Source organism: Edaphobacter lichenicola, assembly GCF_014201315.1.
In the GTDB taxonomy this organism is placed as follows: domain Bacteria; phylum Acidobacteriota; class Terriglobia; order Terriglobales; family Acidobacteriaceae; genus Edaphobacter; species Edaphobacter lichenicola_B.
Genome location: NZ_JACHDY010000002.1, coordinates 796,654 through 823,460, shown reverse-complemented (window position 1 = coordinate 823,460; position 26,807 = coordinate 796,654). Strand labels below are relative to the sequence as shown.

At 60.5% G+C, this 26,807-nt stretch carries 28 protein-coding genes; 15 read left to right on the top strand and 13 right to left on the bottom strand.

Going from position 1 to position 26,807, the window contains the following annotated elements:
• Positions 1 to 8: 8 nt before the first annotated feature.
• Positions 9 to 350, bottom strand: coding sequence for a VOC family protein (locus HDF09_RS09765; protein ID WP_183765282.1), 342 nt, complete (start codon positions 348 to 350; stop codon positions 9 to 11).
• Between the two features lie 231 nt (positions 351 to 581).
• Here HDF09_RS09765 and HDF09_RS09760 point away from each other — a divergent pair, with 231 nt between their 5' ends.
• Positions 582 to 1,685 carry an alpha/beta hydrolase family protein gene (locus HDF09_RS09760; RefSeq protein ID WP_183765279.1) on the top strand — a complete coding sequence of 368 codons (1,104 nt, stop codon included), beginning with the start codon at positions 582 to 584 and terminating at the stop codon, positions 1,683 to 1,685.
• Positions 1,686 to 1,820: 135 nt separating this feature from the next.
• Here the strand turns inward: HDF09_RS09760 and HDF09_RS09755 are convergent, their stop codons facing one another.
• Both HDF09_RS09755 and HDF09_RS09750 read right to left on the bottom strand, forming a co-directional pair.
• Entirely contained in the window at positions 1,821 to 2,714 is an 894-nt protein-coding gene (locus tag HDF09_RS09755) for a hypothetical protein (protein ID WP_260181052.1), read from the bottom strand.
• A gap of 98 nt (positions 2,715 to 2,812) precedes the next feature.
• On the bottom strand, positions 2,813 to 4,033 hold the full coding sequence (locus HDF09_RS09750) for a glycine C-acetyltransferase (RefSeq protein ID WP_183765276.1): 1,221 nt from the start codon (positions 4,031 to 4,033) through the stop codon (positions 2,813 to 2,815).
• A 132-nt stretch (positions 4,034 to 4,165) separates the two neighbouring features.
• Between HDF09_RS09750 and HDF09_RS09745 the strand changes: the two genes are divergently transcribed.
• Entirely contained in the window at positions 4,166 to 5,080 is a 915-nt protein-coding gene (locus HDF09_RS09745; protein WP_183765273.1) for a hypothetical protein, read from the top strand.
• 84 nt (positions 5,081 to 5,164) lie between these two features.
• Here HDF09_RS09745 and miaA read toward each other — a convergent pair whose 3' ends face one another.
• Positions 5,165 to 6,139: a tRNA (adenosine(37)-N6)-dimethylallyltransferase MiaA gene (gene miaA / locus HDF09_RS09740; protein ID WP_406704428.1), complete on the bottom strand. Its 975-nt coding sequence runs from the start codon at positions 6,137 to 6,139 to the stop codon at positions 5,165 to 5,167.
• Positions 6,140 to 6,397: 258 nt separating this feature from the next.
• Between miaA and HDF09_RS09735 the strand changes: the two genes are divergently transcribed.
• Complete coding sequence (locus HDF09_RS09735; protein ID WP_260181051.1) at positions 6,398 to 6,859, top strand: hypothetical protein; 462 nt, start codon at positions 6,398 to 6,400, stop codon at positions 6,857 to 6,859.
• Positions 6,860 to 7,185: 326 nt separating this feature from the next.
• Here HDF09_RS09735 and HDF09_RS09730 read toward each other — a convergent pair whose 3' ends face one another.
• On the bottom strand, positions 7,186 to 8,220 hold the full coding sequence (locus HDF09_RS09730; protein ID WP_183765268.1) for a TonB C-terminal domain-containing protein: 1,035 nt from the start codon (positions 8,218 to 8,220) through the stop codon (positions 7,186 to 7,188).
• Between the two features lie 181 nt (positions 8,221 to 8,401).
• Between HDF09_RS09730 and HDF09_RS09725 the strand changes: the two genes are divergently transcribed.
• Both HDF09_RS09725 and HDF09_RS09720 read left to right on the top strand, forming a co-directional pair.
• Complete coding sequence (locus tag HDF09_RS09725) at positions 8,402 to 8,941, top strand: MogA/MoaB family molybdenum cofactor biosynthesis protein (protein ID WP_183765266.1); 540 nt, start codon at positions 8,402 to 8,404, stop codon at positions 8,939 to 8,941.
• A gap of 19 nt (positions 8,942 to 8,960) precedes the next feature.
• On the top strand, positions 8,961 to 9,608 hold the full coding sequence (locus tag HDF09_RS09720) for a YqaA family protein (protein ID WP_183765264.1): 648 nt from the start codon (positions 8,961 to 8,963) through the stop codon (positions 9,606 to 9,608).
• A 16-nt stretch (positions 9,609 to 9,624) separates the two neighbouring features.
• Here HDF09_RS09720 and HDF09_RS09715 read toward each other — a convergent pair whose 3' ends face one another.
• Positions 9,625 to 10,722 (bottom strand): metal-dependent hydrolase, encoded by a 1,098-nt coding sequence (locus tag HDF09_RS09715; protein WP_183765262.1) that lies wholly within the window; start codon positions 10,720 to 10,722, stop codon positions 9,625 to 9,627.
• A gap of 251 nt (positions 10,723 to 10,973) precedes the next feature.
• On the opposite strand from HDF09_RS09715, the gene gatB reads away from it, so the two are divergent.
• From gatB to HDF09_RS09690, 5 genes are all read left to right on the top strand, one after another.
• Positions 10,974 to 12,494: an Asp-tRNA(Asn)/Glu-tRNA(Gln) amidotransferase subunit GatB gene (gatB, locus tag HDF09_RS09710; RefSeq protein ID WP_183765260.1), complete on the top strand. Its 1,521-nt coding sequence runs from the start codon at positions 10,974 to 10,976 to the stop codon at positions 12,492 to 12,494.
• 325 nt (positions 12,495 to 12,819) lie between these two features.
• Complete coding sequence (locus HDF09_RS09705; RefSeq protein ID WP_183765256.1) at positions 12,820 to 14,250, top strand: hypothetical protein; 1,431 nt, start codon at positions 12,820 to 12,822, stop codon at positions 14,248 to 14,250.
• A gap of 90 nt (positions 14,251 to 14,340) precedes the next feature.
• Positions 14,341 to 14,634, top strand: a complete 294-nt coding sequence (locus HDF09_RS09700) for a DUF6496 domain-containing protein (protein WP_183765254.1) — start codon at positions 14,341 to 14,343, stop codon at positions 14,632 to 14,634.
• Positions 14,635 to 14,636: 2 nt separating this feature from the next.
• The gene (locus HDF09_RS09695) at positions 14,637 to 15,092 is read left to right on the top strand and encodes a nucleoside deaminase (protein ID WP_183765252.1); all 456 of its coding nucleotides are present in this window, start codon (positions 14,637 to 14,639) and stop codon (positions 15,090 to 15,092) included.
• A 62-nt stretch (positions 15,093 to 15,154) separates the two neighbouring features.
• Positions 15,155 to 15,670 carry a DUF2199 domain-containing protein gene (locus tag HDF09_RS09690; RefSeq protein ID WP_183765250.1) on the top strand — a complete coding sequence of 172 codons (516 nt, stop codon included), beginning with the start codon at positions 15,155 to 15,157 and terminating at the stop codon, positions 15,668 to 15,670.
• 125 nt (positions 15,671 to 15,795) lie between these two features.
• Here HDF09_RS09690 and HDF09_RS09685 read toward each other — a convergent pair whose 3' ends face one another.
• A complete protein-coding gene (locus HDF09_RS09685; protein ID WP_183765248.1) occupies positions 15,796 to 17,181 on the bottom strand; it encodes an APC family permease in 1,386 nt (461 codons plus the stop codon).
• Positions 17,182 to 17,222: 41 nt separating this feature from the next.
• Here HDF09_RS09685 and HDF09_RS09680 point away from each other — a divergent pair, with 41 nt between their 5' ends.
• Complete coding sequence (locus HDF09_RS09680) at positions 17,223 to 17,399, top strand: hypothetical protein (RefSeq protein WP_183765246.1); 177 nt, start codon at positions 17,223 to 17,225, stop codon at positions 17,397 to 17,399.
• A gap of 113 nt (positions 17,400 to 17,512) precedes the next feature.
• Complete coding sequence (locus HDF09_RS09675; RefSeq protein WP_183765244.1) at positions 17,513 to 17,956, top strand: hypothetical protein; 444 nt, start codon at positions 17,513 to 17,515, stop codon at positions 17,954 to 17,956.
• A gap of 26 nt (positions 17,957 to 17,982) precedes the next feature.
• Here HDF09_RS09675 and HDF09_RS09670 read toward each other — a convergent pair whose 3' ends face one another.
• The 4 genes from HDF09_RS09670 to HDF09_RS09655 form a co-directional block, all read right to left on the bottom strand.
• Positions 17,983 to 18,375: an FmdB family zinc ribbon protein gene (locus tag HDF09_RS09670; protein ID WP_183765242.1), complete on the bottom strand. Its 393-nt coding sequence runs from the start codon at positions 18,373 to 18,375 to the stop codon at positions 17,983 to 17,985.
• Between the two features lie 83 nt (positions 18,376 to 18,458).
• Positions 18,459 to 20,081 carry a phosphoglycerate dehydrogenase gene (gene serA, locus HDF09_RS09665; protein WP_183765240.1) on the bottom strand — a complete coding sequence of 541 codons (1,623 nt, stop codon included), beginning with the start codon at positions 20,079 to 20,081 and terminating at the stop codon, positions 18,459 to 18,461.
• Between the two features lie 708 nt (positions 20,082 to 20,789).
• Positions 20,790 to 21,956 (bottom strand): glutathionylspermidine synthase family protein, encoded by a 1,167-nt coding sequence (locus tag HDF09_RS09660; RefSeq protein ID WP_183765239.1) that lies wholly within the window; start codon positions 21,954 to 21,956, stop codon positions 20,790 to 20,792.
• Positions 21,957 to 21,982: 26 nt separating this feature from the next.
• A complete protein-coding gene (locus HDF09_RS09655; RefSeq protein WP_183765238.1) occupies positions 21,983 to 22,387 on the bottom strand; it encodes a hypothetical protein in 405 nt (134 codons plus the stop codon).
• Between the two features lie 149 nt (positions 22,388 to 22,536).
• Between HDF09_RS09655 and HDF09_RS09650 the strand changes: the two genes are divergently transcribed.
• On the top strand, positions 22,537 to 23,745 hold the full coding sequence (locus tag HDF09_RS09650; RefSeq protein ID WP_183765237.1) for a serine hydrolase domain-containing protein: 1,209 nt from the start codon (positions 22,537 to 22,539) through the stop codon (positions 23,743 to 23,745).
• Positions 23,746 to 23,779: 34 nt separating this feature from the next.
• Here the strand turns inward: HDF09_RS09650 and HDF09_RS09645 are convergent, their stop codons facing one another.
• Positions 23,780 to 24,253, bottom strand: coding sequence for a DUF4265 domain-containing protein (locus HDF09_RS09645; protein ID WP_183765236.1), 474 nt, complete (start codon positions 24,251 to 24,253; stop codon positions 23,780 to 23,782).
• 66 nt (positions 24,254 to 24,319) lie between these two features.
• Entirely contained in the window at positions 24,320 to 25,519 is a 1,200-nt protein-coding gene (locus HDF09_RS09640) for a pyridoxal-phosphate-dependent aminotransferase family protein (RefSeq protein ID WP_183765235.1), read from the bottom strand.
• A 151-nt stretch (positions 25,520 to 25,670) separates the two neighbouring features.
• On the opposite strand from HDF09_RS09640, the gene HDF09_RS09635 reads away from it, so the two are divergent.
• The gene (locus tag HDF09_RS09635; RefSeq protein ID WP_183765234.1) at positions 25,671 to 26,138 is read left to right on the top strand and encodes a GatB/YqeY domain-containing protein; all 468 of its coding nucleotides are present in this window, start codon (positions 25,671 to 25,673) and stop codon (positions 26,136 to 26,138) included.
• A 169-nt stretch (positions 26,139 to 26,307) separates the two neighbouring features.
• Positions 26,308 to 26,733 (top strand): hypothetical protein, encoded by a 426-nt coding sequence (locus tag HDF09_RS09630; RefSeq protein ID WP_260181050.1) that lies wholly within the window; start codon positions 26,308 to 26,310, stop codon positions 26,731 to 26,733.
• Positions 26,734 to 26,807: the final 74 nt, after the last annotated feature.

Genomic DNA, 26,807 nt, shown 5'->3' with positions numbered 1-26,807 from the left:
GGTTTCGGTTATTCGCGTTGCATGATGGCTAGTTCGTTGCCTGCGGGGTCGGTGAAGTGGAAGCGGCGGCCGCCGGGGAAGCTGAAGGTGGGGAGCGTGATTTTGCCACCTGCCTTCAGGATGCTCTGCTCGGTCTCTTCGATATTTTGTGATTCGATTACGGGTAGAGGAGCGCGGGTGCGTTCTGCTGGGTCGGCGTTGAGGCCGCCTTCGGTGCCACTTTGCGAGAAGGCGGCGTAGGTGGGGCCGTAGTCCTGGAAGGACCAGCCGAAGAGGTTGGCGTAGAAGTCCCGGCTTGCAGCCAGCTGTTGAGCTGGTAGCTCAAGGTAGACGATTTTTAGATTGGGCATGGTTGTCCTCACGAGAGCAATGTATCGCTGACTCCTCCATCCGCACCGCCGCGAGGTGGTTAGCGGGGCAGGTAGAGACCGGCGGATCCGGCCTCGCGAGGGACAGGTTCAACATAAAACGAGATGGCATCGACGTCAACGAAGCGCCGTGGACGACCTTAGTGCATGGCGGATGTCTATGAAAGTGCGAGGGCGGTGGAACCAAGGCGAGACGGTTTCGTATAGTGACGCATGAGAACTTTGCGATGGGCGGCGACGCTGGGTTTCGTGGTGATGGTGGGTGTGCAGGTTGGTTTCTGTGCGACTCCCTACGAGGTCGGAATAAGTTCGCGGGTGTTCAAGCCGGCGCATGCACGGAACTGGCGGGGCGCGAAGACTCAGGCGCTGGTGGCGACGATCTGGTATCCGGTGAATGCGGACGGGAAGGTGTATGAGGAGCCGCAGGTGATTGGACCGCCGGATGGGCCTCTGTTTCTTGCGGGTGGCGCGGCGGTGAATGCTCCGATTGCGACTTCGCCGGAGAAGTTTCCGGTGGTGATGCTGTCGCATGGGACGGGTGGGTCGGCGATGCAGTTGGCGTGGCTGGGCACGGTGCTGGCGCGGCACGGATATATCGCAGTGGGGATCAATCATCCGGGGAATAATGCGCTTGAGCCGTATACCGCTGAGGGGTTTGTGTTGTGGTGGGAGCGGGCGACCGATATCAGTGACGCGCTGGATGCGCTGCTGAGTGATGCGACGTTTGGGCCGCATGTTGATGAAGCCCGGATTGGCGCGGCGGGGTTCTCGATCGGCGGCTATACGGTGCTGGAGCTGGCGGGAGCGAGAACGGATCAGGAGAGATTTCTGAAGGCGTGCGAGACCGATCCGACGCTGCACAAGTGCGTGGTGCCGGAGATGAAAAACATGGGCGATCCGGAGCAGATGCTGGCGAAGGTGAGGGCGAGCAGTGCGGAGTCGATGGCGCGTGGAGGTGCGAGCTATCGCGATCCGCGGGTGAAGACGGTGTTTGCGATCGCTCCGGCGGTGGGGCAGGCGTTCGACGCGGATGGATTTCGTGAGGTGACGATTCCGGTGGCGATGGTGGTGGGAGCGGCGGATCCGATTGCTCCTGTTGCGACGAACGCGGGGAGATTTCTGGCGTTGATGCCGAATGCGCACCTGACGGTGCTGCCGGATGGCGTGGCGCACTACACGTTTTTAGATACGTGTACGGGTGTGGGAAAGGCGAAGCTTGGGGTGTTTTGCGGGGATGCTGCTGGAGTGGATCGCGAGAAGGTGCATGCGACCGTGTCGGCGATGGCGGTGAAGTTCTTCGATAAAAATCTGAAGTGAGGAAGTAGAGCGCCCTGCGCGGGCGGCGGTCACTTCGTGACTTGTATACCGGCTTCGCCATGGGCCTCCCGTTGGTCGGCGAAAGAAATCTCCTCGCGACCAACAGAAGCGCCCGGCTGTCCAATGCTCTTCAACCTAGTGGGTGTGGAAGACGGCTTTGTTGACGTCGGGCCAGAACTCTTTGTAGAAGAAGTTGAAGCCGTCGATGATGTCGCTGGTGAGCCACTTCTGACCGACCTTGGTCCAGGTGCGGTAGGTGGTGGGGTAGTAGAGGCTGGAGATGCCGGAGGCTGCGCCGGAGCCGATGACCTCGGCGAAGTTGAAGGTCGCGCCGCCGTCATCTTTGCGGGAGATGAGGACGCGCGAGACGGCGTAGAGAGAGCGTTTGCGGAAGCCGCCGTGGCCGAGGGTATAGAAGCGGTTGTCCTGCTTGAAGATGATGGGGCCGAGGCCGCCTACCCAGAAGTTCTCATCGATGGTGTCGGCGAGGGTGTGCCAGTAGTAGCGGCCGAAGCCGGCTACGCCTTGATGAAACTCGGGGTAGGACTTGCTGTTGAAGGAGATGCCGGCCTGGATGCCGGCGATGAAGAAGGAGGAGTAGTCGAAGGTGTCCTTGCCGGCGATGAGGAACTTGTCCTTTGCGCTCATGGGCGGGAGCTTGGTGTCGGCGGAGACGGAGCGGAAGTTGGGTACGAGGCCTAAGATGCGCTTGGTCTGTTGCGTGCCGTTGGGGCTGACAATGTCGGGATTGTCGGTCTTGACGGGCGGCGGCGGAGTGCTTTGCGGATCGAGCAGGGCGCTGGGGTCGTCGGGGAGATCTGGGGCGGTGATGGTTGCGGGAGCATTGGCGGGGGCGTCGTTGAGATTGGCAAGGCTGGACGACTCGGTGGCGGAGCTCGGCGGGATTGCGCTGGCGAGGAGCGTCTGTTGCGCGTGAAGAGTTACGGGTGCCCCGGAAAGTGAGATCGAGAGTACGGTGCCAAGCAGGAGGCCGGTTAGCCTCAGCTGGCGGAGGTTGTAAAGGGGCATACCATTAAGACGCATATTTTCAAGAATAGACTCTCCACAGGGCACTATTCGTGAAAATAGGCCCGTTTGTGGCGGAACGTCAGGGTCGATAACGTGGATCAGGATTGGAGGATGCCTATTTTTTTGGCGACCGAGGAGAAGGTTTCGAGAGCCTGGTCGATCTGCTCGCGGGTGTGTTCGCTGGTCATGATGGTGCGAATACGGGCTTTACCTTCGGGGACGGTGGGGAAGGCGATGCCGGTGGCCATGACTCCGGCGTCGAAGAGGGCGCGGGAGAAGTCCATGGTGCGTCGTCCATCGCCGATGATGATGGGGGTGATGGGGGTCTCGCTTTTGGGGGTGGTGTTGCCGCCTACGTCGAATCCGGCGCCGGTGAGCTGCTGCTTGAAGTAGCTAGTGTTGGCCCAGAGGCGGGCTATACGTTCCGGCTCATTCTCCAATATGTCAAAAGCGGCGATGCAGGTGGCGGCGACCGAGGGCGGGTGCGAGGTGGAGAAGAGGAAGGGGCGGGCGCGGTGGTAGAGGTAATCGATGAGGTCGCGGCTGCCGCAGACGTAGCCACCGAGGGCTCCGATGGCTTTTGACAGTGTGCCGACCTGGACGTCGACTTTGTCGGTGGCGTGGAAGTGATCGACGGAGCCGCGACCGTTGCGGCCGAGGACGCCTGAGGCGTGGGCGTCGTCGACCATCATGATGGCTCCGTACTTTTCGCAGAGGTCGGCGAGCTTGTCGACGGGGCCGATGTCTCCGTCCATGGAGAAGACGCCGTCCGTGATGAGGAGCTTGCGGCCGGGCTCATTCTGTACCTCTTGCAGGAGCTGCTCGGCGTGGGCGATATCTTTGTGGCGGAAGACTTTGATTTTGGCGCGGGAGAGGCGGGCTCCGTCGATGATGCTTGCGTGGTTGAGCTCGTCGGAGAGGATGAAGTCTTCTTTGCCGAGGATGCTGGAGACGGTTCCGGCGTTGGCGGCGAAGCCGGACTGGAAGACGACGCAGGCCTCGACACCTTTGAAGGCGGCGATCTTTTCTTCGAGCTCCATGTGGATGTGCATGGTGCCGGCGATGGTGCGGACGGCGCCGGAGCCTACGCCGTATTTTTTTGTGGCGGCGATGGCGGCTTCTTCGAGGCGGGGGTCGTTGCAGAGACCGAGGTAGTTGTTGGAGGCGAGGTTGATGACGCGCTTGCCGTCGTAGGTGCAGACGGGGGCCTGCTGGTCGTCGAGCACGCGCAGCTTGAAGAAGGTGCCGCGCTCGCGGAGGTCGTCGAGCTGGGCGGTGAGGTGGGCAAGCTGGGGGCGTCTGGAGGCTGCGGAGGTCATGAAATTATCTTAAACCTTTTGTGGCCGGGCGGTCTCTGGTGCGGAATGAGCATCTTAGGAGATGTGTTGGTTTGCAATCTGCGACTTTTCGTTGCTGAAGCTTATCTCCGAACTAAGAACGAGGATGGCACGATGAACTTTCAATATTCGAGCAAGACTATTGGGGCAATGATGCTGGCGTTGGTGATGCTGGCTGGATGCAAGTCGAAGCAGGATGCTGCGATTGATCAGGCTAAAAAACAGGCAGCGGCTACGGGGCAGGCACAGCAGGTGGTTTCGACCGATGGCAATGGCAATGTGACGACTACAACGGTGCAGCCGCCGGCACAGGGACAGACTGCGCAGGCTGTGACGACGACTACGACTCCTTCGTCTCCAACGGCGACTGTGGCGCCCAACACGCCCGCTACCGCTCCTGGAACTCCAGATCAGACTGCCACGGGACAAGGGGTGACGCCGGGGCAGGTAGATTCTTCAGGACAACCCGTGATGGCACCTGCTCCTGGGGCTGCGCCGATTATTCGGCCGGCAGATGTGAATATTGCTGCGGGGACGAATCTGACGATTCGGATCAATCAACACATCAGTGTGAAGACCAGCCATGCCGGAGACCGGTTTACCGGAGAGGTGGAAGAGCCGGTGGTTGGCCGGGGTGACCGCGTCGTGATTCCGAGGGGTACGCCGGTGAGCGGTGTGGTGGTTGCTTCCCATCGCCGGGGGCACTTCAAAGGGTCTTCGATCCTGGAGTTGAGGTTGACCTATCTCACTCTCAACGGGTCGCGATATGCGCTGGATACTTCCGATTTGACGCGGACGAAGAAGGGCAAGGGCAAGCGGTCGGCGGCGATTATTGGCGGCGGCGCGGGAGCGGGCATGCTCGTGGGCGGCCTCGCGACAGGCGGCGTTGGGCTTCTGGTCGGCGGCCTGGTTGGTGGTGGGGGCGGGACACTCATAAGCGGGTTGACGGGGAATCGGGATATCGAGATTCCGGCTGAATCGATTGTGCGATTCAAGCTGGCGGATAACCTGGTGATTCAGCCATCTTGATCTTTGCTCTAAGGCTGATTTTTACTCAAAGACTCAAGGTAAAAGCTCATCCGGTCTCATGATTGCGGGTGGGCTTTTTTTCTGTCAGTGAAGATGCTTTGCGACGAGGTGGTGGGCCTGGTCTGTGATGTCTGCGTCGCCGCCGCAGCCGGGAAGCCAGTGCATGTCGGGTTCGCGGCGGAACCAGGTGAGCTGGCGCTTGGCGTAGTTGCGATGGCCTTGCTGGGCCTGGGTGACGGCCTGCTCGGGGGTGAGTTCTTTGCGGAGGACGGCGGCGGCTTCCGCATAGCCGAGTGAGGTGAGGGGGCGGCAGGCTTCGCCGTAGCGGGCTATGAGACGACGGGTCTCCTCGATGATGCCGCCGTCGGGCCGTTCGCTGGAAAACATGGCGGCGGCGCGCTGGTTGATGCGTTCGTAGAGGAGGGAGCGGGCGGGGTTGAGGCCGAGGCGCAGGATGCGGTAGCCGGTGAGGGAGTCGCGGCCTTGCTGCCATTGTTCGGTCATGGGAGTGCGCTTGTTGGAGCTGAGGCTTTGACCGGTTGCGAGAGAGACCTCGATGGCGCGTACGACTTTGGGGACGTCGTTGGGGTGAATGGTTGCTGCTGCGGCCTGGTCGAGGCGGGTCAGGATGCGATGCAGATAGGCAGGGCCGCGGGTAGAGGCGATGTTGCGGAGGCGTTCGCGCTGGCCGGGTTTTTGTGGTGGCGCGGGGAAGAGGCCGTCGATGAGGGCTCGGAGATAGAGGCCGGTTCCTCCGGCGATGATTGGGAGGCGGCCTCGTTCGGTGATGCCGGAGAGAGCTTCGCGGGCCTGACGGCTGTAGTCGCCTGCGGTGCAGGACTCATTGGGCCAGGCTATGTCGATCATGAGGTGAGGGACGAGGGCCCGTTCTTCGTGGGTTGGCTTGGCGGTGCCGATCTCCATCTCGCGGTAGACGGCGACTGAGTCACAGCTGATGATCTCGCCGTTGAACTGCTGGGCGAGAGAGAGCGCGAGGGAGGTTTTGCCGCTGGCGGTGGGGCCGACGAGAACGATGAGGGGATGGTCTGGAGGACTCACCACAGACGCCACCAGCCTGCGTGAAAGAGGTTGTGGACGGCGGCGCGGAGAAGACTGAAGAGGAATACGACAAGGGCTAGCAGGAGTAGGCCGCGAATCTGGCGGCGGCGTTCTGTCTGAAGGGGCTCGGTTGGGTTCTGGTGTGCGATGGTGGTAGCCGGAGTTTGATCTGAAGCTCTTCTTGATGATAGATGACAAGGTGCAATCAAGGCTTCGGTACATTTGCTCAAAAGACAGATGGGATGGGATGCTTGAGAGATGATTCTGAAAAAGATGATCTGCGCGGTAGCAGGATTTTTGCTGGCCTGCGGTGTTCCTGTTGTCGCACAGGAGAAGGGTTTGTGGCGTGCGGAGAGTTCTACGGCACAGAATATTACGGGTGATGTGGCCTTCGGCGGGGAGAAGATGTCGATCAACTTTACGAGCTTCGTGGTTGCGCAGATACGTTCTCTCGAGCCAGGCGAGGTGAGCGCAGTCTTCGATGCAGACAGCAGTGCTGGCGGGAGTGGCAATCTCTTCAGGCTGAACATTCCGGCGGCAAAGAAGTTCCTGCACAAGAATACTTTGTGCGGCACTGAAGATGTGCAGTGGATGGCCACTTACGTTGTTGGGCGGTCGTTGAAGATTGCGTTTTTCTCAGGCTCAAAGATGCCGGTATTCGCGTTGAATGAGATCGCAAATTCGACGGATTTGTGCGGCACATTCTCTTATGCGCGGTGAATCAGCGGATTTATGAGCTGAGGCGTTCTACTCCGCTTTGTTCTTCCATGGCTTGGAGCGCGTGAGCCAGACCATCGTCGGAGAAGTAGTTTGAATAGCATCCCACGCACCGGCTGCAGCCTGTTCTGCGCGGGTCCACATGGTGGTATCGGTTTTTTGAACCGCTGCTCTCCAATCCTCAGCTTCCACTAGAGCGAGGGCTAGATTGGCAGCGGTGCAATCCTCTCACCGCTTCCACCGGACTGATGGATGAGTTGCAGAAGCTCCTCGGACCAACCGTTGAAGTGGGCGGTGAGGTAAGGTTCGGTTGCTCTGCGCGGCTCTGGTTATGGGAGGGGCTTGTTGGTGAGGAAGTCGATGCGGAGTTCCAGGTTGGGGCCGTGGAAGTTGGCGGGGAGCGGGGGGAACTGGCCTACGCCGGTGATACCGCCCCAGCAGGCGCGGTCGATGGCCTGATCCTGGCTGCTGCCGTCGAGGTTCATGGCGGCGATGCGGCCGTCTGGGAGGATGGTGAAGCGGATGAGGGTCTCGCCTTGTTTGTTGAGGGGCGGACGGGCCTCTTCGGGGATGAGTGGGATCCAGTTGCGCTTGATGTCGCCGAGGATGCGACGGATGTAGGGGCCGAAGTCAACGCCCTGCGTGTCGGAGAGGATCTCGGCTCCGGTGCCCATGCCGGCGCGTCCACTGGATTGGCCTCCGCTGTAGTCGCCGGCGCTGCCGTGGTCGCGGGCGGCGTTTTGCGCGGCCTGGCGGATGGCGTCGCCTGCGGTCTGGTTAGGGTTGCCAAAGTTGGGCCGGGTTGGAACGGGTTTTGGCGCTTCCACGAGGGCCTGCTGGGCGGGTTGCTGCGTAGGCTGAGGCTGCGGGGCGGGGGGCAGGGGCGTCGCCGGTTGAGGTGGCGCAGGCTGAGTGACGGGTGGCGCAGGAGTCGGTGCCGGGGGTGCTGCTGGAGTTGGTGGAGCGGCCTTGCGCATCGCCTGCAACTGCTTCAATATCTTCTCATCTACGACTGGTTGTGCTGGTCGTGCCTTGGGGGTTCTGGGTGCGATTTTGGAGAGGTTCGCCGGGTCTTCGAGGCGGGTCAGCTGCTGCTCGCGTTCTTTGAGCACCTGGGCGGGGCTGATGAGGCGGGGCTGGTGAAAGAGTACGCGGGGGCCATAGAAGAGGAACCAGACGATGGCCAGGTAGATGATGATGGAGATGTAGATGGACTCGCGGAAGCGCGCCTTGGAGCGCTCGTCGTCGAGAGAGTCCAGCAGGTGAATAAGCTCACGCTCGTCGAGTTCGCCGAAGCGGCCGGTGCGCACCTTTACGGGCTGGTTGGGCGGTGCGGAGTTGGGCGGAGTCTCGAGTAGGGGCATGGGCTATGTGGTCTGACGGCTACGGGGGGCGAAAGTTTCGTGTGGGATGGATTGTGACACTCCCGGCAGGATGCACCGGGTTGCATAGTCCTCTCTATTTTCTCATCTTTGATGCTTGTATTGGGAAAAGAAGCGTCTCTGGAAACTTTCGGACAGACAGGCGAAACCGTAGACTGGGAGGGTGACTCTAAGATTTGCGCCCGATGTTCGTGCCGTTGTGCTGACAATCAGCGACAGCTGTTCTCGCGGGGAACAGATGGACTTATCGGGGCCCGCTGTGTGCGAGCTGCTGGAAGATGCCGGGGTGGGACAGGTGTTGAGCGAGATGTTGCCGGATGAGGTCGATCAGATTGCCGAGGCGTTGAGGCGTAACGCGAAAGTTGTAGACCTGATTGTGACGACCGGAGGAACCGGACTGGCGAAACGCGATGTGACGCCGGAGGCTACGAGGATGGTCTGTGAGCGGCTGGTCGATGGGTTATCGGAGCGCATGAGAGCCGACGGGCTGCTGCAGACGCCGCTGGCAGCGTTGAGCCGTGCGGTTTGCGGGACGCTGGGGGATGCGCTGATCGTGAATCTGCCGGGGAGCCCGTCGGGCGCGAAGAGTTCGCTCGCGTCAATTCTGCCGGTGTTGCCGCATGCGCTGGATTTGCTGGCGGGGCGCACGGCTCATCATGCATTCACAGAAAGCGATCAGCATGGAAGGGCCGACGACAATTAGTTAGAATGAGAAGGACCCCGTGAAGATCTCTCCTGTTGCACTTCTGCATAAGTTGAATGTCGTGATGCTTGCGGCACTGAAGCCGCTCGGCGTGTGGGGTATCGGCGCGCTGGCGGTGATCGATTCGGCGGCGATTCCGGTGCCGATCGATGCGCTGCTGATCGATTACGTGGTGCACGATAAGTCGCGTTTTCTGCTTTATTGCTTTATGGCGGCAGTGGGTTCTGCGATCGGAAGCCTGTTGCCGTACTACCTGGGGCGCGCGGGTGGGGAGCTGTTTCTGCTGAAGCGGATCAACCGGCAGAGGTATGAGCAGATGCGGGACAGGTTCGCGAAGCAGGAGTTTCTCGCGATCATGATTCCTGCGATGATGCCGCCGCCAACGCCGGTGAAGCTGTTTGAGTTTGCTGCGGGCGTGTTCGAGATGAAGCTGCTGTGGTACTTCAGCGCGATCTGCATCGGGAAGTTTATTCGTTTTTTGATCTGGGCCATTATCGCGATCACGTATGGGCCTGCGATTCTGCGTACGATTACGCACGCGATTCATCAGCACCTCGCGTATGTGCTTGGGTTCAGCGGCATTCTGATTGTGTTGTTGCTGGTGTACGTGTTGCGGAAGGTGTTCGACCGGCGGCGGGGGACGACGCTTCCGGTGGAAGAGAATTAGGGCTGGGCCGCATCAGCTAATGCTGGATGCGGCCGTCCATCTCCATGCGGACGATGCGTCGGTCGTTGTTGAAGTAGACGGCGCCTGAGAGTGGGGGCTTTTCGCGGCCGGCCAGGAATGGCGTGTCGTAGAAGAAGCGCAGATCGCGGAAGGTGACGGTGGTGAGGCCTTCTTCGTTGGTTCCGATGTCGGTGACTACGGGAAATTGCGACCAGTCGAGGTAGGCTTCGCCGAGCCAGCTCTGTTTGGCTACGAGGGTGGCCAGGGTGGTGGGGGGCTTGTAGATGATGTCGGCCTGGGTGCTGGTGGTGACGGCACTATTGAGAGTGTCGATTGTGGCGAGCTGGTAGAACTGTGGAGTTTCGGCGATTGTCTGCCAACGAAAAGGATTGATGGGGTAGGGGCTGGCGAAGACGCGTGAGACCGGCGCTTCGCTGTAGTCGGTGGATAGGGCGAGTTGGAGCGCCTTGGCGTGTTCTACGAAGCGGAGGGTCCAGAGGGCGGCGATGGCGAGGAGGGCGAAGATGGCCCAGCCTCGTCCGCGGAACGCTTGTTTGCGTGCGCCTACTTCGCTGTTGATGAGCCCGAAGAGGGAGGGTGCGATGAGAGCGGCAAGCAGGAGGAGAAAGATGATGGGTTCGAAGATGAAGACGATGGAGCCGGCGTACCAGTGGGGGTTGAAGGGAAAGAAGGGTCGGATGCCGTAGTTGTTTGTCCAGTCGAGCAGGAGGTGGCTGAGCAGGGCAATGAGGGAGAAGCAGTAGAGCAGGCCCCAGCGGATGGGGGCGTGGTGATGGGGTAGTGGGGTGGTGGTGGGGTCGTACGGAAGGGTGGGTTCGGGTTGCTTACGGGTTTCGTTGCGGCGGCTTCGCCAGCGGTGGAAGAGCCAGACGCCGCCGACGATAACGGCGGCTTCGAGGGGGATGCCGAGGAGGGTGTGGGTCCAGCCGCGATGATGCTGGAAGGCTGCGAGTGGGCCGCGGATCGACCAGAGGGTGTCGAGGTCGGGAGCTTCGGCGGCGAGGGTCATCGCTACGGTGGCGTAGGCTGCTTTGCGATTGAAGCCGGCGCGGGAGAGGACGGCTCCGGTCATGAGGTGGGTGATGGGTTCCATGCTGATGCGATGTTAGCTTGTTTCGAGGCTATGTCCTGCCGGACGGGCCCACTGCGCGTGGGGCGGGCGTTCGCACGCCTCTTTAGAGCTTCGCGTGGTCCTCCCGTTGGTCGGGCTTATGCTCATGCCGACCAACGGGAGGGCCTATGCAACTCGGCCCTACCAAGATCGGTATACAAGTCACGAAGTGACCGCCCCACGCGCAGTGGGCCCGTCCGGCAGGACATGAGCTTGGTAGAATCAAGTTGTCTATGCCTACTTTGACCGCGCTCTCACCAGAGATTCTTGCCAAGTATCAGCCCGTGATTGGGCTGGAGGTTCACGTTCAGCTTTTGACCAAGTCGAAGGCGTTTTGCGGGTGCGTGAATAAATATGGGGGAGAGCCGAATACGCATTGCTGTCCGACCTGCCTCGGTTTGCCGGGAGCGCTGCCGGTGTTGAATCGCAGAGCGGTGGAGTTCGCGGTGCTGGCGGCGAAGGCGATCAACTGCGAGATTCGCGAGACGAGTATCTTTTCGCGGAAGAACTATTTTTATCCGGATTCGCCGAAGGGATACCAGATTTCGCAGTTTGACAAGCCGATTGCGGAGCATGGATGGATAGAGGTCCCGGCGGGCGTCGCTACAGCCGCAGGCGCTGCGAGCGGCGCGGCGGTGATAAAGCGGATCGGCGTGACGCGGCTGCATATGGAAGAAGATGCGGGGAAGAGCATTCACGATGGGTTTGCGGATTCGGTGTCGAAGACTTATATCGACTTGAACCGCTGCGGGACGCCGCTGGTGGAGATCGTGAGTGAGCCTGATCTGCGGACGGCGGATGAGGTGTTTGAGTACCTGACGAAGCTGAAGGAGATTCTGCTCTACACCGGCGTGAGCGATTGCAATATGGAGGAAGGCTCGTTGCGGTGCGATGCGAACGTGAGCGTGATGCTGAAGGGTGCGAAAGAGTTTGGAACGAAGGCTGAGGTGAAGAACGTCAACAGCTTCCGGTACATTCGCGCTGCGGTGGAGTACGAGATCGAGCGCCAGATTGGAGTGCTTGAAGACGGTGGGCGGGTGGTGCAGGAGTCGCGGCTGTGGAATAACGCGGAGGGGCGGACCTACTCAATGCGGAGTAAGGAGCAGGCGCACGACTACCGGTACTTTCCGGAGCCGGATCTGCCGCCGCTGGTGGTTGGGGCAGAGTGGCAGGCGGAGATTTTGAAGATGATGCCGGAGCTGCCGGAGGCTCGGCGGGCGCGAATGATTGCAGAGTATGAGATCTCGGCGCAGGACGCGGCTACACTGACGGCGACGCGTGAGTTTGCGGACAAGTTTGAAGATGCGGCGAAGAAGGCGAAGAGCCCTCGGCGTGTGGCGTCGCTGCTGACGAGCGAGTTGACGATGCGGCTGCGGGCGGCGGGGCTGGAGTTGGAGCAGTCGCCGGTGTCGATGACGGGTGTGGTGATGGCGGCTGACCTGGCGGAGTCGGGTGAGCTGTCGAGCAAGATGCTGAAGCAGTTGCTGGACAGTGCTTTTGAGAAGAACGAAGACTTTCCTGTTGTGTACGAGCGGGAGAAGCCGCAGCAGATCTCGGATACGGGCGCGATTGAGGCGATGATCGATGAGGTGATCGCAGCGAACGCTAAGCAGGTGGAGCAGTATCGTGGGGGGAAGAAGACGGTGGCTGCGTTCTTTGTCGGACAGGTGATGAGGCTGTCGAAGGGACAGGCAAATCCTGCGCTTCTGAATGAGTTGGTGGGGAAGAAGCTGGATGCGTTGGGACCGCTGTAAGGATAGTGTCCTGCCGGACGGGCCCACTGCGCGTGGGGCGGGCGTTCGCACGCCTTTTTAAAGCTTCGCGTGGTTCTCTCGTTGGTCGGGATCAGCATGTGCCGACCAATGGGAGGACCTGTGACTATCATCCTGCCGAGACCGGTATATGCGTCACGAAGTGACCGCCCCACGCGCAGTGGGCCCGTCCGGCAGGGACATGGTTTCTAATGAGCAGATGCCATTGTCTCTATCCAGAAGCTTCTACCGGGGGGTGTGTGTGAGTATTCTGCTTGCTCTCTTTGGGTGCCGGAGCGAGGCTCCGTATGTTGTGCCGGAGGAGCCTATGCCAGCGAACACTGTGATGCTGTCGCAGATGATGCGGGAGCTTGCGGCTACGCCTGGATTTACCGATGCGATGCTGGCGCAGCTGGATAAGAGTGGGAAGAAGGGCCCGGCGTTGATGACGCCAGCGCTGGTGAAGCGGCTTCGCGAGTTGATCCTCGGGCGAGACTGGCAGGGCCTCGACCGGTTTCCAGGATGGACGATGCAGGCGATCAATCCCACGGTGAGAGTTGCTGGCCGCGTGGTTGCCAAGGATCAGGGTGTAACGGATGTTGCGGCTCGGCATCCGGGCGCGCCTGCTGGTTTGGAGGCAGCGAAGAGCGCGGTGACCACGGGGCAGATTAAGGACTATGTCGATCTTGGCGACTATTCGCTGGAGAGGGCTGAGGTGGTGAATCTGGACACACCGTCGAAGCTGCCGGGGTTCACTACGGATGAATTGGTAGGCGAGCTTGGCGCTGGCGTGGTTCGGGGAGATGGGGCGAATGCGACGCTTGCGCCGATGCATGCTGAGAGTCAGAGGCTAGCAGATGTGCTGAACCGGCTCAGTCTGAATGGGCTGGATGGTTCTGCTCCTGTGGAGGTTACAGTTGAGGGGCAGGGTGCGAAGACGCCCCAGGATCTTGTGAAAGCGCTGATGGCTACCGGGCACACGGTGGTGGTGGCAGATGCGCGGTACTTTGCCAACTTCGGGCACTTTCATTACAAGGGGCAGGATGTGATGATGCCGTTTTGGGTGAACTCTCAGATTCGAGTTCCGGGGACGAGGCGTCCGCTGCTGGTTCCGGTGAGTCATGCTGAATATGAGTGGGAGGTTCGCGGGCCGAAGGTGAATGCGAATGTGAGTTGGTACTTCGGCATCGACGGCAAGGCGGAGTTTCGCACGATGGATACGCAGGATCAGCCTTGGGTGCTGGGGCGTCATGCGCATGAGTATCGTGATGCGGATGCGGTGGAGGTGACGCGGCTGGTGGGGAAGATGGCGGTTGCGTATGTGCATCAGCATCTTGCGCGGCCGGAGCTTCCGTTTGGCGGGTACTATCCGCTTGGCGTTTGCCAGGACGGTGTTGCGGCGATTGAGAGGAAGATGACGGGGAAAGACACTCTGTTTCCCAACACTGCGGATGGAGCACTGTTTGATGATCCACGCGATGCGGAGATCAATCAACTGATCAAGGCTATTCCGAAGGACCGGGAGGGAGGGGTGCCGGAGCCTGCGCGGATCTTCGGTTCGTTGCCGACTGCTGATTTCAACGCGATTACGATTCCGGGGTTGGCCGCCGATCTTGAGAGTGTGCATGCTGCCTGGCAGGATGGGTCACTGGAGCGGACTCCCTCTTGGATACGGAAGGTGACGTTGAGAGTTGTCGGCGTGGCAGCTTTGGGGACGCTGGCAGGAGTTGTGGTGTGGCGAAGAAGGCGAAATCGCTGAAGGCTGATTGGTATCGTTTGAAGTGTAGTGAGGGCTTGATGATGCAACGTTGCGGTGGTCTTGAAGCCTCTTAGTGTGAGGAGGAACTCTATGACTACGAAGAAAGCAACGGCTAAGAAGTCGGGGAGTAAGAAAGCAACTTCAAGGAAGACGGCTGTGAAGAAGGCTTCTGCAAAGAAGGCCATCAAGAAGAGTTCGACGCGAAAGTACAGTCCTTCGGCCAGCAAGAACGTCGAGACTGAGATGCGCGAGATGAAGAAGGGTACGCTGAAGAGTGGTCGCAGCGGGAAGAAGGTGACCAATCCGAAGCAGGCAATTGCGATAGGTTTGTCGGAGGCGCGGAAGGCCGGTAAGAAGGTTCCGCCGCCGCCGAAGAAAGGGTAAGGATGACTGAGGTCGAGAGGTATCGCGCGATGCTGGAGGTCGCGCTGGAAGAGGCCCGTACCGGGCGGAACGAGGGTGGTGTTCCGATCGGTGCGGCGTTGTTCGATGGGGAGGGCAAGCTACTGGCGTCGGGAAGAAATCGTCGGGTGCAACAGGATGACCCGTCGGTGCATGGAGAGACCGATGCCTTTCGACGCGCGGGCCGGCAGCGGTCTTATAAGGACAAGGTGATGGTGACGACACTTGCTCCTTGCTGGTACTGCAGCGGGCTGATTCGACAGTTTGGGATTCGCACTTTGGTGGTCGGGGAGAGCAGGAACTTTTCCGGCGGAGTGGAGTGGCTGAAGGAGCTTGGCGTGAAGGTGATCGATCTTGACTCGCAGGAGTGTTCGGACTTGCTGACCGGATTTATTGCGGAGAAGCCTGAGATCTGGAATGAGGACATCGGGGAAGAGTAAAGGCTTCCCTGGCAGAGATCGCTCTCGCGTGAAGATGCTCTTCGATGTGGAATGATAGAGAGATGGGAATTGAGTCAGAGAGCGGATTTGGCTGCAGCGTATGTGGCGAGCGTCATGTTTTGTCTTTGAGCTATAGCGTCAAGGCTCCGTTGGCCGTGGGTGCGATTCCGGCGGAGGAGCTGGATCAGCGAGTGGTGATCACTCCCGATCAGTGCGTGATCGACGGCAAAGATTTCTATCTGCGCGGACGCATTCTGGTGCCGGTGATTGGACTGGCGGAGCCGTTTGTCTGGGGGATTTGGGCTGAGGTGAGTCCGAAGAACTTTGTGCGGTCGAATGAACTCTGGACCGTTGAAGGACGAGAGAAGGAGCCTGCGTTTCCGGGCTGGCTGAATTCGCAACTGCCGGTGTTTGGCGATACCTGCAACCTTGAAGTGAGCGTGCAGACGCAACCCGTTGGGCAGCGGCCGCAGTTTATGATTGTGGATCCGGACCACCCGCTGGCAGCGGAGCAGAGGAATGGGATCACGATGGAGCGGGTGGAAGAGATTGCGGTGAGGATGCTGCATCCGGGCTGATTCAGTTAGCGTCCTGCCGGTCGGGCCCGCTGCGCTTGCCAACCCACGAACGTAGACCTGTTCGCGGAGCCCCGATTCGGGCGGTTACTTCGTGACTTGCGTACGTTTTGTTGGCCGGCGCGGCATTAGATTGCTGAGGGTTGGCGACGTGTGGTGAGGCCGAACCAGACCATGCCGCCAAGGATGTAAGCGAGATATACGTACAGCAGCCAGTTGTAAGGGCGCTCGGGTACTGGGTAGAGGGTTCCGGCGAGTGCGAGGACGATGGCGAGCGTGGTGGCGGTGGAGAGGATCAGCGAGGCGCTGGTGAGGTGGTGGTTGCGCTTGAGGTAGAGGGGGAGCGCGATCGCGGCGAGACCATAGGTGGTGAGGAAGCCGTAGACGGCGAGGGAGCCCATCCAGCCATAGATGTCGGTTCCGGCTACGCCGCGGAGGGCGAGGACTGTTACAGGGAGCGCGGTGAGGATGCCTGAGACGAGGACCGCTGAGCCTGGGGTGGCGTTCTTGCGGTGGGCCAAACCAAGTCGCTGGTGGACGAGGCCGTTGTGGCCCATGCGCATGAGGACGCGCGCGGCTGCGGTGATGCAGGCGAGGGTGCAGGCGAACATGCTGACGAGAGCGCCGAAGTCGATGAAGGGGCCGAGGGGGGTGACGCCGGCGAGTGTGGCGAGGACGCGCATGGGTGCGGTGGATTCGCCGAGGTTCTGGTGGGCGGTGTGCATGCCGAGGGTTTCGAGATAGGCGCAGAGGATGAAGAAGAGGCCGGTGAAGACGGCGCTCTGGATGACGGCGCGGGGGATGGTGCGGAGCGGGTTGGAGGCTTCCGCGCCGAGGGTGGTGGCGCTCTCGAAGCCGACGAAGCTGAAGAGGGCGAGGACGACGCCGAGACGGACTCCGGAGGCAGTGACGCCTTGCAGGTGGAACTGGACGTGGTCGATGTGGAGGCCGTTGTGCCAGAGCAGGAGCAAGAGGACGACGGCGATGAGCGCGACGGAGGTGGCTTCGATCCAGAGCATGAGGCGGGCGGAGACCTGCACGTCGCGATAGGCGATGAAGGAGGAGACGCCGACGCAGAGGATCGCGAGGAGGAAGGTGGGGGCCGACTTGCCGGTGATCGAGAGGAGGAAGACGTTGGCGTAGTTGATGAAGCCTCCGGCTACCGAGGCTCCTGTGGCGATGTAGGCGAGCAGGAGTGCCCAACCCGCGATGCCGCTGATGGCTGGTGGGAGGGACGAGGTGGCGTAGGTATAGAGCGAGCCTGAGCAGGAGGTGTAGCGGGCGAAGCGGCTGATGCAGAGGGCGATGAGCAGGATGGCGGCCGTGGCGAAGAGGTAGGCGAGCCAGGTTCCGTTGCCGGCGAGGACGAAGACCAGCGGAATGGTCATGGTCGGGGTGGTGGTGGGAGCGATGGTGGAGATGGATTGGGCGAGGGTCTCCATCGGCGAGAGGATGTTCGCGCGCAGACCGGCAGGAGGAGCGAGGGAGGCTTCGGATTCGGCGACTTGCTCCATTGTGCTTGACCCTTCTTGCGTCGATGGGAACGGAGATGCGGATGCTGAAGCGTTGCCGGATGTTCGAGGCAGAGCTGCTGGTGGATGGAACGATGATAGGAGTTAGATCGAGGATAGCTGAAGTTGGCAGGAGCGCGAAGGGGTATCTTGTGCGGGGTGTCGATGACGGTGAGTCTGCCGCAATTGAACGCAGAGGCTGGTTTGCCGGAAAGGGCTAGCTTGTTGCTGCGGTGGAACTCTTCAGAAGAGTGAAAAGGAGGTCTTCAAAGTCTCAAAATGGGTGTAAGCTTTCGGGCGGGTCCCCCACACACAAAATCTATGAGGTACGACCATGAAGGCGTTCGCACGTTGTTTTGTCGCTTTGGTACTTACAGCTATTCCGCTCAGCGGGCTGGCACAACAGTATTACAGTCATGTCGGAGTCGTTCGGGCTGTGAAGCTCCGGATATTGCCGGGTAAGACGAAGGAGTTTTACGAAGCGTTTGCTTATGCGCCTAAGGTCTTTGAGGCGGAAAAGGCAGCCGGGATCATCACGGGATACCAGATCTACAGCTCAGTGAACTACGAGGGGCCGGAGAAGTGGGATGTGATGTATGTGATCTTTTTCAAGAATATGGCGACACTGGATACGTCCGCGGATCTGGCCGAACCTGTTATTGCCAAGGTGTATGGCTCGCCCGAGAAGAGAGCCGAGGTGCTCAGGATGAGGGCGGAGAGCACGGAGGTGGTTTCGAGCGAGCTGGTTCGCGAGATTCAACTGAAGCCGCTGCCATAGACCGAAGCTCGGAGCGCCTGCCGCGGCTACTTCTTGTCTGACGACGAGGAGGCTGCTGCAGGCGCTGCTGCTGGGGCGGACGGAGCGGTGGCCGGAGAGCTGCTGCTGGAGTCGGTGCTGGACTTGGAGTCACCAGACTTGGAACCACCAGACTTCGAATCGCCCGCCTTGGAGTCGCCGGATTTCGAGTCACTGACGCTTGATCCTGAGCCATTGCCATTGCTCGAGGACTTTGGTTTGGCGTTGCCGTAGCCGTCGGCGTACCAGCCGCCGCCTTTGAAGCTAATCGCTGGGGCGGAGATGACACGCTCCAGGTGGCCGCTGCAGTGAGGGCAGACGGTGATCTCGGGGTCGGAGAACTTCTGGATCTTTTCCGTGTGCTTGTGGCAGGTGGTGCATTCGTATTCGTAGAGCGGCATGTGTTCTTTCTCTGTTTCTTACTTGATGGGATGCGGGACGAGGCTTGAAGATGCGATCTCAGGCCTCATCCGGTGATGGAGCGTTAGAGTTTGCCTAGTTCGATGAGGCGAACGCTGGCGATGGCTTCTACTTTGCGCAGGGCTTCGACGGCGGCGGTGGCCGAGGCGGCCTTGGAGACGTCGATCTGAACTACGGCGAGGGCTTGGCCCTGCGGGACGCGATGGCTTTGCGTGGAGTTGGCGCGGCCCAGGGCGAAGTTGGCGATGTTGACCGAGTGCTCGCCGAGGATGGTGCCGATGCGACCGACGACGCCAGGGACGTCGTGGTTGCGAATGGCGACGAGGGTGCCGTGGAGCGGGGCTTCGATGTCGATGCCGTCGTAGCTGAGCAGGCGGGGTGAGTTGCCGTGGAGGACGGTTGCGGAGGCGCTGGCGTCGCCTTGGGAGGAGTGAAGGACGATCTTGAGGACCGAGCCTGCGCCGCCGATGGTGAACTCCTTCTTATCCTCCTGAATGCGGATGCCGCGCTCGGCTGCGATGGCGGCGGCGTTGATGCGGTTGGCGGTGCTGCCTCCGTCTGCTCCCGAGAAGATGCCGGCGATGGCGGCGTTGCGGATGAGGTCGGTTTTGCCGGAGGCGATGCGGCCGGTGTAGGAGATCTTGATGTTTTCGAGATTGCCCGGGGTCGCGTGCGCGAGGAATTGACCGAGGCGTTCGGCCATCTCGATATAGGGGGCGATCTCCTTGTACTCCTCGTGCGAGAGGGAGGGGAGGTTGACGGCGTTCTGGACGACGCCGAGCTTGAGGTAGTCGCGGACCTGCATGGCGAGCTGGATGCCGATGGCCTCCTGGGCTTCGTCGGTGGCGCCGGCGATGTGGGGGGAGAGGAGGACGTTGTCCAGATTGTAGAAGGGCGATTCTTTGAGCGGCTCCTGGTGGAAGACGTCGAGGGCTGCGCCGCCGACGTGACCGGATTTGATGGCGTCGGCGAGGGCCTGCTCGACGATGAGCTCGCCGCGGGCGCAGTTGATGATGCGGATACCCTTCTTCATGATCTTGATCGAGGTCGCGTTGATGAGGCCTTCGGTCTGGGTGGTGAGGCCGACGTGGAGGGTGAGGTAGTCGGAGGCTTTGAAGATCTCGTCGATGGGGACGAGGGTGACGTTGTTCTCGCGGGCGATGACGGGGGCGACGAAGGGGTCGTAGCCGATGATCTCCATGCCAAAGCTGGCGGCGCGGCGGGCTACTTCGAGGCCGATGCGGCCCAGGCCGACGATGCCGAGGGTCTTGCCGCGGAGTTCCTGGCCTTGCAGGGTTTTCTTGTCCCACTTGGCTTGGTGCATGGTGGCGTTGGCGCGGGGGATGGAGCGGGCGAGGGAGATCATGAGGCCGAGGGTGAGTTCGGCGACGGCGACGGCGTTGGCGCCGGGGGTGTTCATGACGACGATGCCGCGATGGGTGGCGGCGTCGGTGTTGATGTTGTCGACGCCTACTCCGGCGCGGCCGATGACGCGGAGCCTGGGCGCGGACTCGAGGAGCTTGGCGTCGGCCTGAACGGCGGAGCGGACGACGAGGGCGTCGGCATCGGCTAGTTCGGCGGCGAGGCCGTTCTTAATCTGGTCGGGGGTTACGATCTGCCAGCCCGGTTCTTGTTGGAAGACGGCGAGGGTTGCAGGGGAGACTTTTTCGGCGAGAACGATCTTCATGGACCTTCTAATTCCTCTTCTTCTTGCTTATGGGCAAAGTGGCCGCTACGGCGGTTTGGGATGGGAAGACACGAACGACGCTGTAAGTCTCCAGTGTACTTGGGATTGGGCTATGGCCGAGGAACGACGCCTCGCGTGGGTTGCGGTGAATAGCCTCCGGGTACCTCCCCCTCCTGGGTCTTTTCTGCGCAAAGTATTTATTCTTCTATGGTTAAGTCTGGACTTCCTTTGGGCTTCAAGTGGACTTCAAGGGTAAAGTCTTGATTCTAGAGCGTGTGCTTTTGCAAGGTATTGGATCGACATGGGTTATGGTAATTTTTGGTCTCTCCCTTTCAGGTTAAAAGGCAAAGCCCCTCGCCTGTGGCTGGGGCTTTGTCTCTTCCTCTATTTTACCGGATGCGGTGAAACTCATGCGCCAAGGCGATCCGATTTGTTTCGTGAGGTTTAGCTTGTTTTTGGGCTTGACAGGGTTATGAGGGTGTCCTGCCGGATGGGCCTCCTGCGCGCAGGGCGGTCACTTCGTGACTTGTATACCCCTTCGGTTTGACGCTCCCGTTGGTCGCGAAGGGAGATGATTCCGACCAACGGGAGGACCACGCGAAGCTCTAAAGAGGCGTGCGAACGCCCGCCGAATCGGGGTCCCCACAAACAGGTCTTCGTTTGTGGGGTGACTAAGCGCAGGAGGCCCGTCCGGCAGGACATGATCTTCTAAAGAAAGAAGTGGGGGACGAAGGAGCTCAGGTTGTCGGTGATGGGGTTGAAGGATTCGCGGACGCCGAGGCCGCAGCAGTCCTGGTCGATCATCCACAGGCCTAGGACGGTGTGGCGATGGTCGAAGACCGCGTCAGGGGCGAGGGCCTGGATGATTTGTCTGCCGTTGTAGGGGCCAGGGGTGGTGGCGATGGCAGAGCCTTCGCGGACGAGAGTGATGTTGGCCCCTTCGCGGGACATCAGCGGCTTGCGGACGTAGTTGCGAAGCTGGGCTGCGTTGGGGTCGTCGGCGAAGTGGGATTCGAGGAGCAACTCGTGATTCGGATAGAGCTGCCAGAGGATGGGCAGGATGCCCTTGTTGGAGAGAAGCATCTTCCAGATGGGCTCGATCCATCGGGTGCTGGGGTAGGTGTCGATGGCGTGTGGGCCGAACTCCTCCTGAAGCATGGCCTCCCAGGGGTAGAGCTTGAAGATGGAGAACATGGGCTGCTCGTCGGGGTCGAGGAAGAGCTGCTGCTCGTCATTCCAGCCGATCTCGTTCATGAACATCTGCAGGGTTTCGAGGCCGGCTTGCTGGGCGGTGTCGCGGAGGTAGGTGATGGTGAGCTGGTCTTCGGGGTTGTCGAGCGCGGCGAAGTAGATGGGCTTGGAGAGGTAGGGGTCGACGTCCTTCCATTTGGCGATGAGTTTTTCGTGGAGGGAGTTGAACTGGTCCGGCTTGGCGGAGACGAGGGAGGATGGCATGTCTTTGAGCCAGTGCCACTGGACTACTGCGGCTTCGAGGAGGGAGGTGGGGGTGTCGGCGTTGTACTCGAGGAGCTTGGGTGCGTGGCCGCTTTGTGCGCCGGCCCAGCTCAGGTCGAAGCGGCCGTAGAGGGCGGGTGGCTCGTTGTTCCAGGCCCACTCGATGGCTTCGATGGCGAAGGCGGGGATGTCGAGTTCGGCGTAACGCTTCTGGTCGATGATGTGCTGCGCGGCTGCGAGGCACATCTCCTGGAGAGTGTTGCCGGCGGCTTCGAGGGTGTCGATTTCGGCGGAGGTGAAGCTGTAGGCGGTGGACTCGTCCCAGTAGGGCTGGCCGTTTTCGAGGGTGTGGAAGGTGAGGCCGACGGACTCGACTTTTTGCTGCCAGTTGTCGCGGGGGGTTAGAGTGATGCGCTGCATGAGTCTCCTGTTTCGTTTTTGCCAGGCTATTCGCCGGCTGAAGCGCCGCCGTGGGCGCCGCTGCCCTCTCCGCCTTCGCCATGGAAGGAGCTGCCGAAGCCTCCGCGGATTGTGACGCCTGAGCGGTTGGCGTAGCTGCGACCGGAGACAGGAGCGTATCCTCCGCCGCCGGCTACGCTCCCGAGGCCATAGTCTCCCCAGCCGCCGTAGTAGTAGCGGTAGGGGATGATGACGGGGAGGAAGCTGCCGTGGCCATCGGGGCGTTGCTGCGCGCCCTGTTGATTGGCGGGAAGATTGGCGCAGAGGCTGTCGTCTACGACGTGGTTGTTCTCGTCGACGCAGCGCTGCATCTCGGGCTTCTGGCAGCCGGTGAGCATGGAGAGGGCGGCTGCAGCAAGGAGTGGTGCGGCGACTTGGGTTGAGCGGCGCATAGCGAGTGGTGGCTTGTTGTTGAAAGAGTAGCAGGCGGCTACTTCGATTTCGGGACGATTTTTATATCAGGCCACTGTTTGCCGGTGAGGAAGATGTCGTCTTAGACTGGCTCGGCGGAACGGAGAAGACGCGGCTGGGAGGTTTTGGAATGAGAACAAATGCGCTCAACATGGGGCGACTTGCGGATCTGCATACGACGATGAATGGCTATGTCGAACGCGGGGATATTCCGGGCATCGTTACGCTGGTTGCTTGCGGTGAGGAGGTTCAGGTCGATGTGATGGGCCGGATGGCTGTCGACGGAGAGGAGCCGATGCGGCGAGATACGATCTTCCGGATTGCATCGATCACGAAGCCGATTGCTGCGGCCGCAACTATGATTCTGGTCGATGACGGCAAGCTTCGGCTGGACGATTCGGTGGAGCGGTGGCTGCCTGAGCTTGCGAATCGCAGGGTGCTCCGCCGCATGGATTCACCTCCCGACGACACGGTGCCTGCTAATCGCTCGATCACGGTGCGCGACCTGTTGAACTCTACATTCGGGTTCGGCAGCGTGATGGCTAGGCCGGGAACTTATTGGATTCAGCAGCTGATTCGTGATGGGAATCTTGGGGGCGATGGGCCGCCGCAGCCGTCGCTGACGCCCGGAACGGATGAGTGGATGCGCAGGCTGGGGGAGTTGCCGCTGATGTATCAGCCGGGCGAGCGGTGGCTCTACAACACCAGCTGCGACGTACTGGGTGTTCTGGTGGCGCGTGTTTCGGAGAGGTCGTTCGGAGGGTTTCTGCGCGAGCGGTTGTTTGATCCGCTGGGCATGAAGGACACGGGGTTCAGCGTTCCTGCGTCGAACCTTGATCGTCTGCCCGGTCTTTACTCGTTCAATCATGAGAGCAGGAAGTTGGAGGAGTTCGACAGTATGCGGGACAGCGAATATAGCCGGGCGCCAGCGTTTGAGTCGGGTGCTGGTGGGTTGGTCTCGACTGCGGATGACTACTATGCGTTCTGCCGGATGATGTTGAACAAGGGGGTGTGCGGGCGAGAGCGTGTGCTGACGGAGGCGTCCGTTGAGGCGATGACGAGAGATCAACTTACGCCTCAACAGAGAGAGGGTGCGGAGTTGTTCTTCGGCAATCACAGCAGTTGGGGCTTTGGGATGGCGGTGAGCCTTCGACGTGAGAAGCCCTGGATGGTGCCGGGAAGATTCGGCTGGGATGGAGGCTTTGGGACTTCGGCTTATTCGGATCCGGCGAATGACTTTATCGGTGTTTTGATGACGCAGCGGATGATGGATTCGCCTGAGCCGCCGGCGGTGTTTACGGATTTCTGGGCGGGTGCGCATCGGGCGCTCGAAGGTTGAATAGCGACCTAAGCGCTCCCATCCGCGGGCAATTTTATTGAGGCAGATAACTGAAACCTGAGTTCGGATGCCGAAGAACTCCTTCTTCAAAATCCCATTGCCCGTTCTCTTCACCCTGCTCAATAAGAGTCGAAATAGGTTTTATCTCTACAGTGCCAGGTATGTGTAAGGAAATGAAACCTTCGCTGACGAGCTCTGACGGGCAGCCAAGATCGCGAAACATCTTTCGAACAGCTGGTGCCTCTTCTTTATCGAAAACGACCAGACGGAATGTGCTGTTCGGGGACGCTTCCACGAGCTCAGAAAATACAAGCCTTCCATCCTCTTCTGGCTTTGCGGCGATTAGATCTCCGTCACTGACTCCTCTCACATAGAACGGAATGTTGTCTATGCGATATCGCCCTTCGCCCAAATCTATTGCCCAAAGATTCTCAAGAGTTACTGGAGGCCAGCCGTCTTCATCCTGCTCCAGGTAGAAACCGATCTTGACGTGGTTAGGATCTGACATAGTCGAAATTCTCTAGGACGCTTCGAAAGCCACGGCTTACATTGACCGTGGCTTTCGATCAAATAGCTACTTGGCGTGTTCGGCGAAGAAGGTTTGGGCGGCGATCAGGCCTTTGCCGAAGGCGAAGTTGGGGGCGGGGAACTTGGTTTTTGCGATGACTTGTTCCAACGCGCCGAGGATGGCGATGGTGTCCATGTAGTCGAAGAAGCCGATGTGGGCGATGCGGAAGAGCTGGCCCTTCATCTCGCCCTGGCCGTCGGTGACGATGGCGCCGAACTGAGATTTGAGGCCCTTGACGAGCGTGCCGGAGTCGCTGCCCTCGGGGGCGACGATGGCGGTGGCGGCTGCTGCTTCGTAGCCTGCGGGGGCGAAGAGCTTGAGGCCGAGTGCGGTAGCTGCGGCGCGAGTCATGGCGGCGCAGGTGATCGCGTTGTCGACCAGTTTGACGCGGCCTGCGGCGAGGTCGCCTTCTGGCTTTTCGGGTGTGGCGGCTTGTGCGGCGATGTAGTTCAGGGCTGCGCCCAGGGCGGCGATGAGCGCTACTGATGGCGTGTAGGCGGACTCGCCCTTGGCGGCGTTCTTGCGCTCCTTGCGGAGGTCGAAGTAGTAGCGCGGGTTGTAGGTGGCCTCCATGCGGTCCCAGGCGCGGGCGCTGACGGCGAGGTAGCTGAGGCCGGGGGGAATCATGACGGCCTTCTGCGAGCCGCCGATGAGGACGTCGATGCCCCAGCCGTCCATGTCGAGGTGCGAGGTGCCGAGGCCGGTGATGCCGTCGACGATGAGGAGTGCTTCGGATTTCTCCTGCTTGAGGAGATTGGCGATGGCCTCGATGTCGTGGCGGACGCCGGTGGAGGACTCGGTGGCCTGGACGAAGACGGCGCGGGTTTCGAGCTTCAGGTTGGCTTTGACTTCGTCGAGGGAGAAGGTGCTGCCGTAGGGGGCGCTGACAACGTCGACGTGGCAGCCGAAGGCTTTGGTGATGCCGGTCCAGCGCTCGCCGAACTTGCCGGCTGTCAACACCAGCACGCGATCTCCCGGTGACGTGAGGTTGGAGACGGCGGCTTCCATGGCGCCGGAGCCGCTGCTCGAGAGGATAATGACGTCGTTTTTGGTGCCGACGAACTCTTTGAGCTGGGAGAGGACGCGGGTGTACATTGCGCGGAACTCGGGTGTGCGGTGGTGGATATCGGCCGCGGCCATGGCGAACTGGGCGGCGGGGAGGAGGGGCGTCGGGCCAGGGGTGAAGAGGCGGGTTTTCCGGATCATGAGTTTATTGTAGCGGGGTCCTGCCAGACGGGCCTCCTGCGCGGAGGGCGGTCACTTCGTGACTTGTATACCTTGTCTTGGTTGGTGAAGGGCTTGGGGCCTCGCGTTGCTCGGCTTACTTATAATTGGGGATTGGTTGGATGGAGATGCGATGACGATTGGCGAGAAGATTCAGACGGATATTGTGGTGGCGATGAAGGCTAAGGATGAGCACAGGCTTACGACGCTGCGGATGGTGAAGTCGGCGCTGAAGAATAAAGAGATCGACAAGCGCGAGAAGCTGACGGATGCGGAAGAGTCGCAGATTTTGACGACGCTGATCAAGCAGCGGAGGGAGTCGGTGGAGTCGTTCACTAAGGGGGGGCGGCCGGAGCTGGCGGAGAAGGAGCAGACGGAGATCGGAATGATTGAGGGCTATCTGCCGCAGGCCGCGGGGGAGGATGTGATTCGCGGGGTCGTGCAGGGGGCTATTCATACGATGTCCGAGGGCGGTGCGAAGCCGACGCCGAGGGAGATGGGCGCGGTGATGAAGGTAGTGCAGCAGCGGATTTTGGCGGATGGGCTGAGAGCGGATGGGAAGCTGGTCAGCGAGATTGTGAAGGCGGAGTTGGCGAAGTAGTTGCGCGATGCCGGGAGCGGCGGTTGGAGGATTCAGGTAGGTTGGTAGGGTTGAACTATTGGTTTGATCGCGCGAACGGTTACGTAGGCTGTGGCGGAAAGGTTCTTGTCCAGGAGCTTGTTCTTCGATGCTGTCTGCTTCTTTCAAATCAGTTGAATCGGAAGGGACTTTGTCGCTAGGAATGCCTGCGGCGAAGGCGGTGAAAGCTCAGGGCGTTATTGCCTGGTCGAGCCTCTTCTTCGCGCTTCTGCAAAGCGTCTGCAGCTTCTTTGTCGCTCTGGATGGTCTGCGTGTCGTGATTGGAGTAGGGGCTTTGGCCGGCATCACACAGGCCGGGATGACCTGGGACAAAGTCCACACCGACTGGATTCGCGTACCCATGATTGCGTTTGCCCTGGTGGGTGCGCTGCTGAACCTGGCGATTCTGCAGCGTGTTCGGTATCTCCGCAGACGCCCGTCGGCGCTCTGGCGTCAAAGGCCTCTAACCCTGCGCAAGATTCGAATGGAGCGGGTGCAGTTGGTTTTATCGCTGGTCACGCTGGCACTTATAGCGATTGAAGAGCTGATGCACTTTCGCACGTTTCATCGGATGTGATCTTCGTTTTGCGTGCGGGTTGGCGGCTGTATCTTCGCGACCAGTTGAACTTGCGTGGTGCGATGATGGCGGAG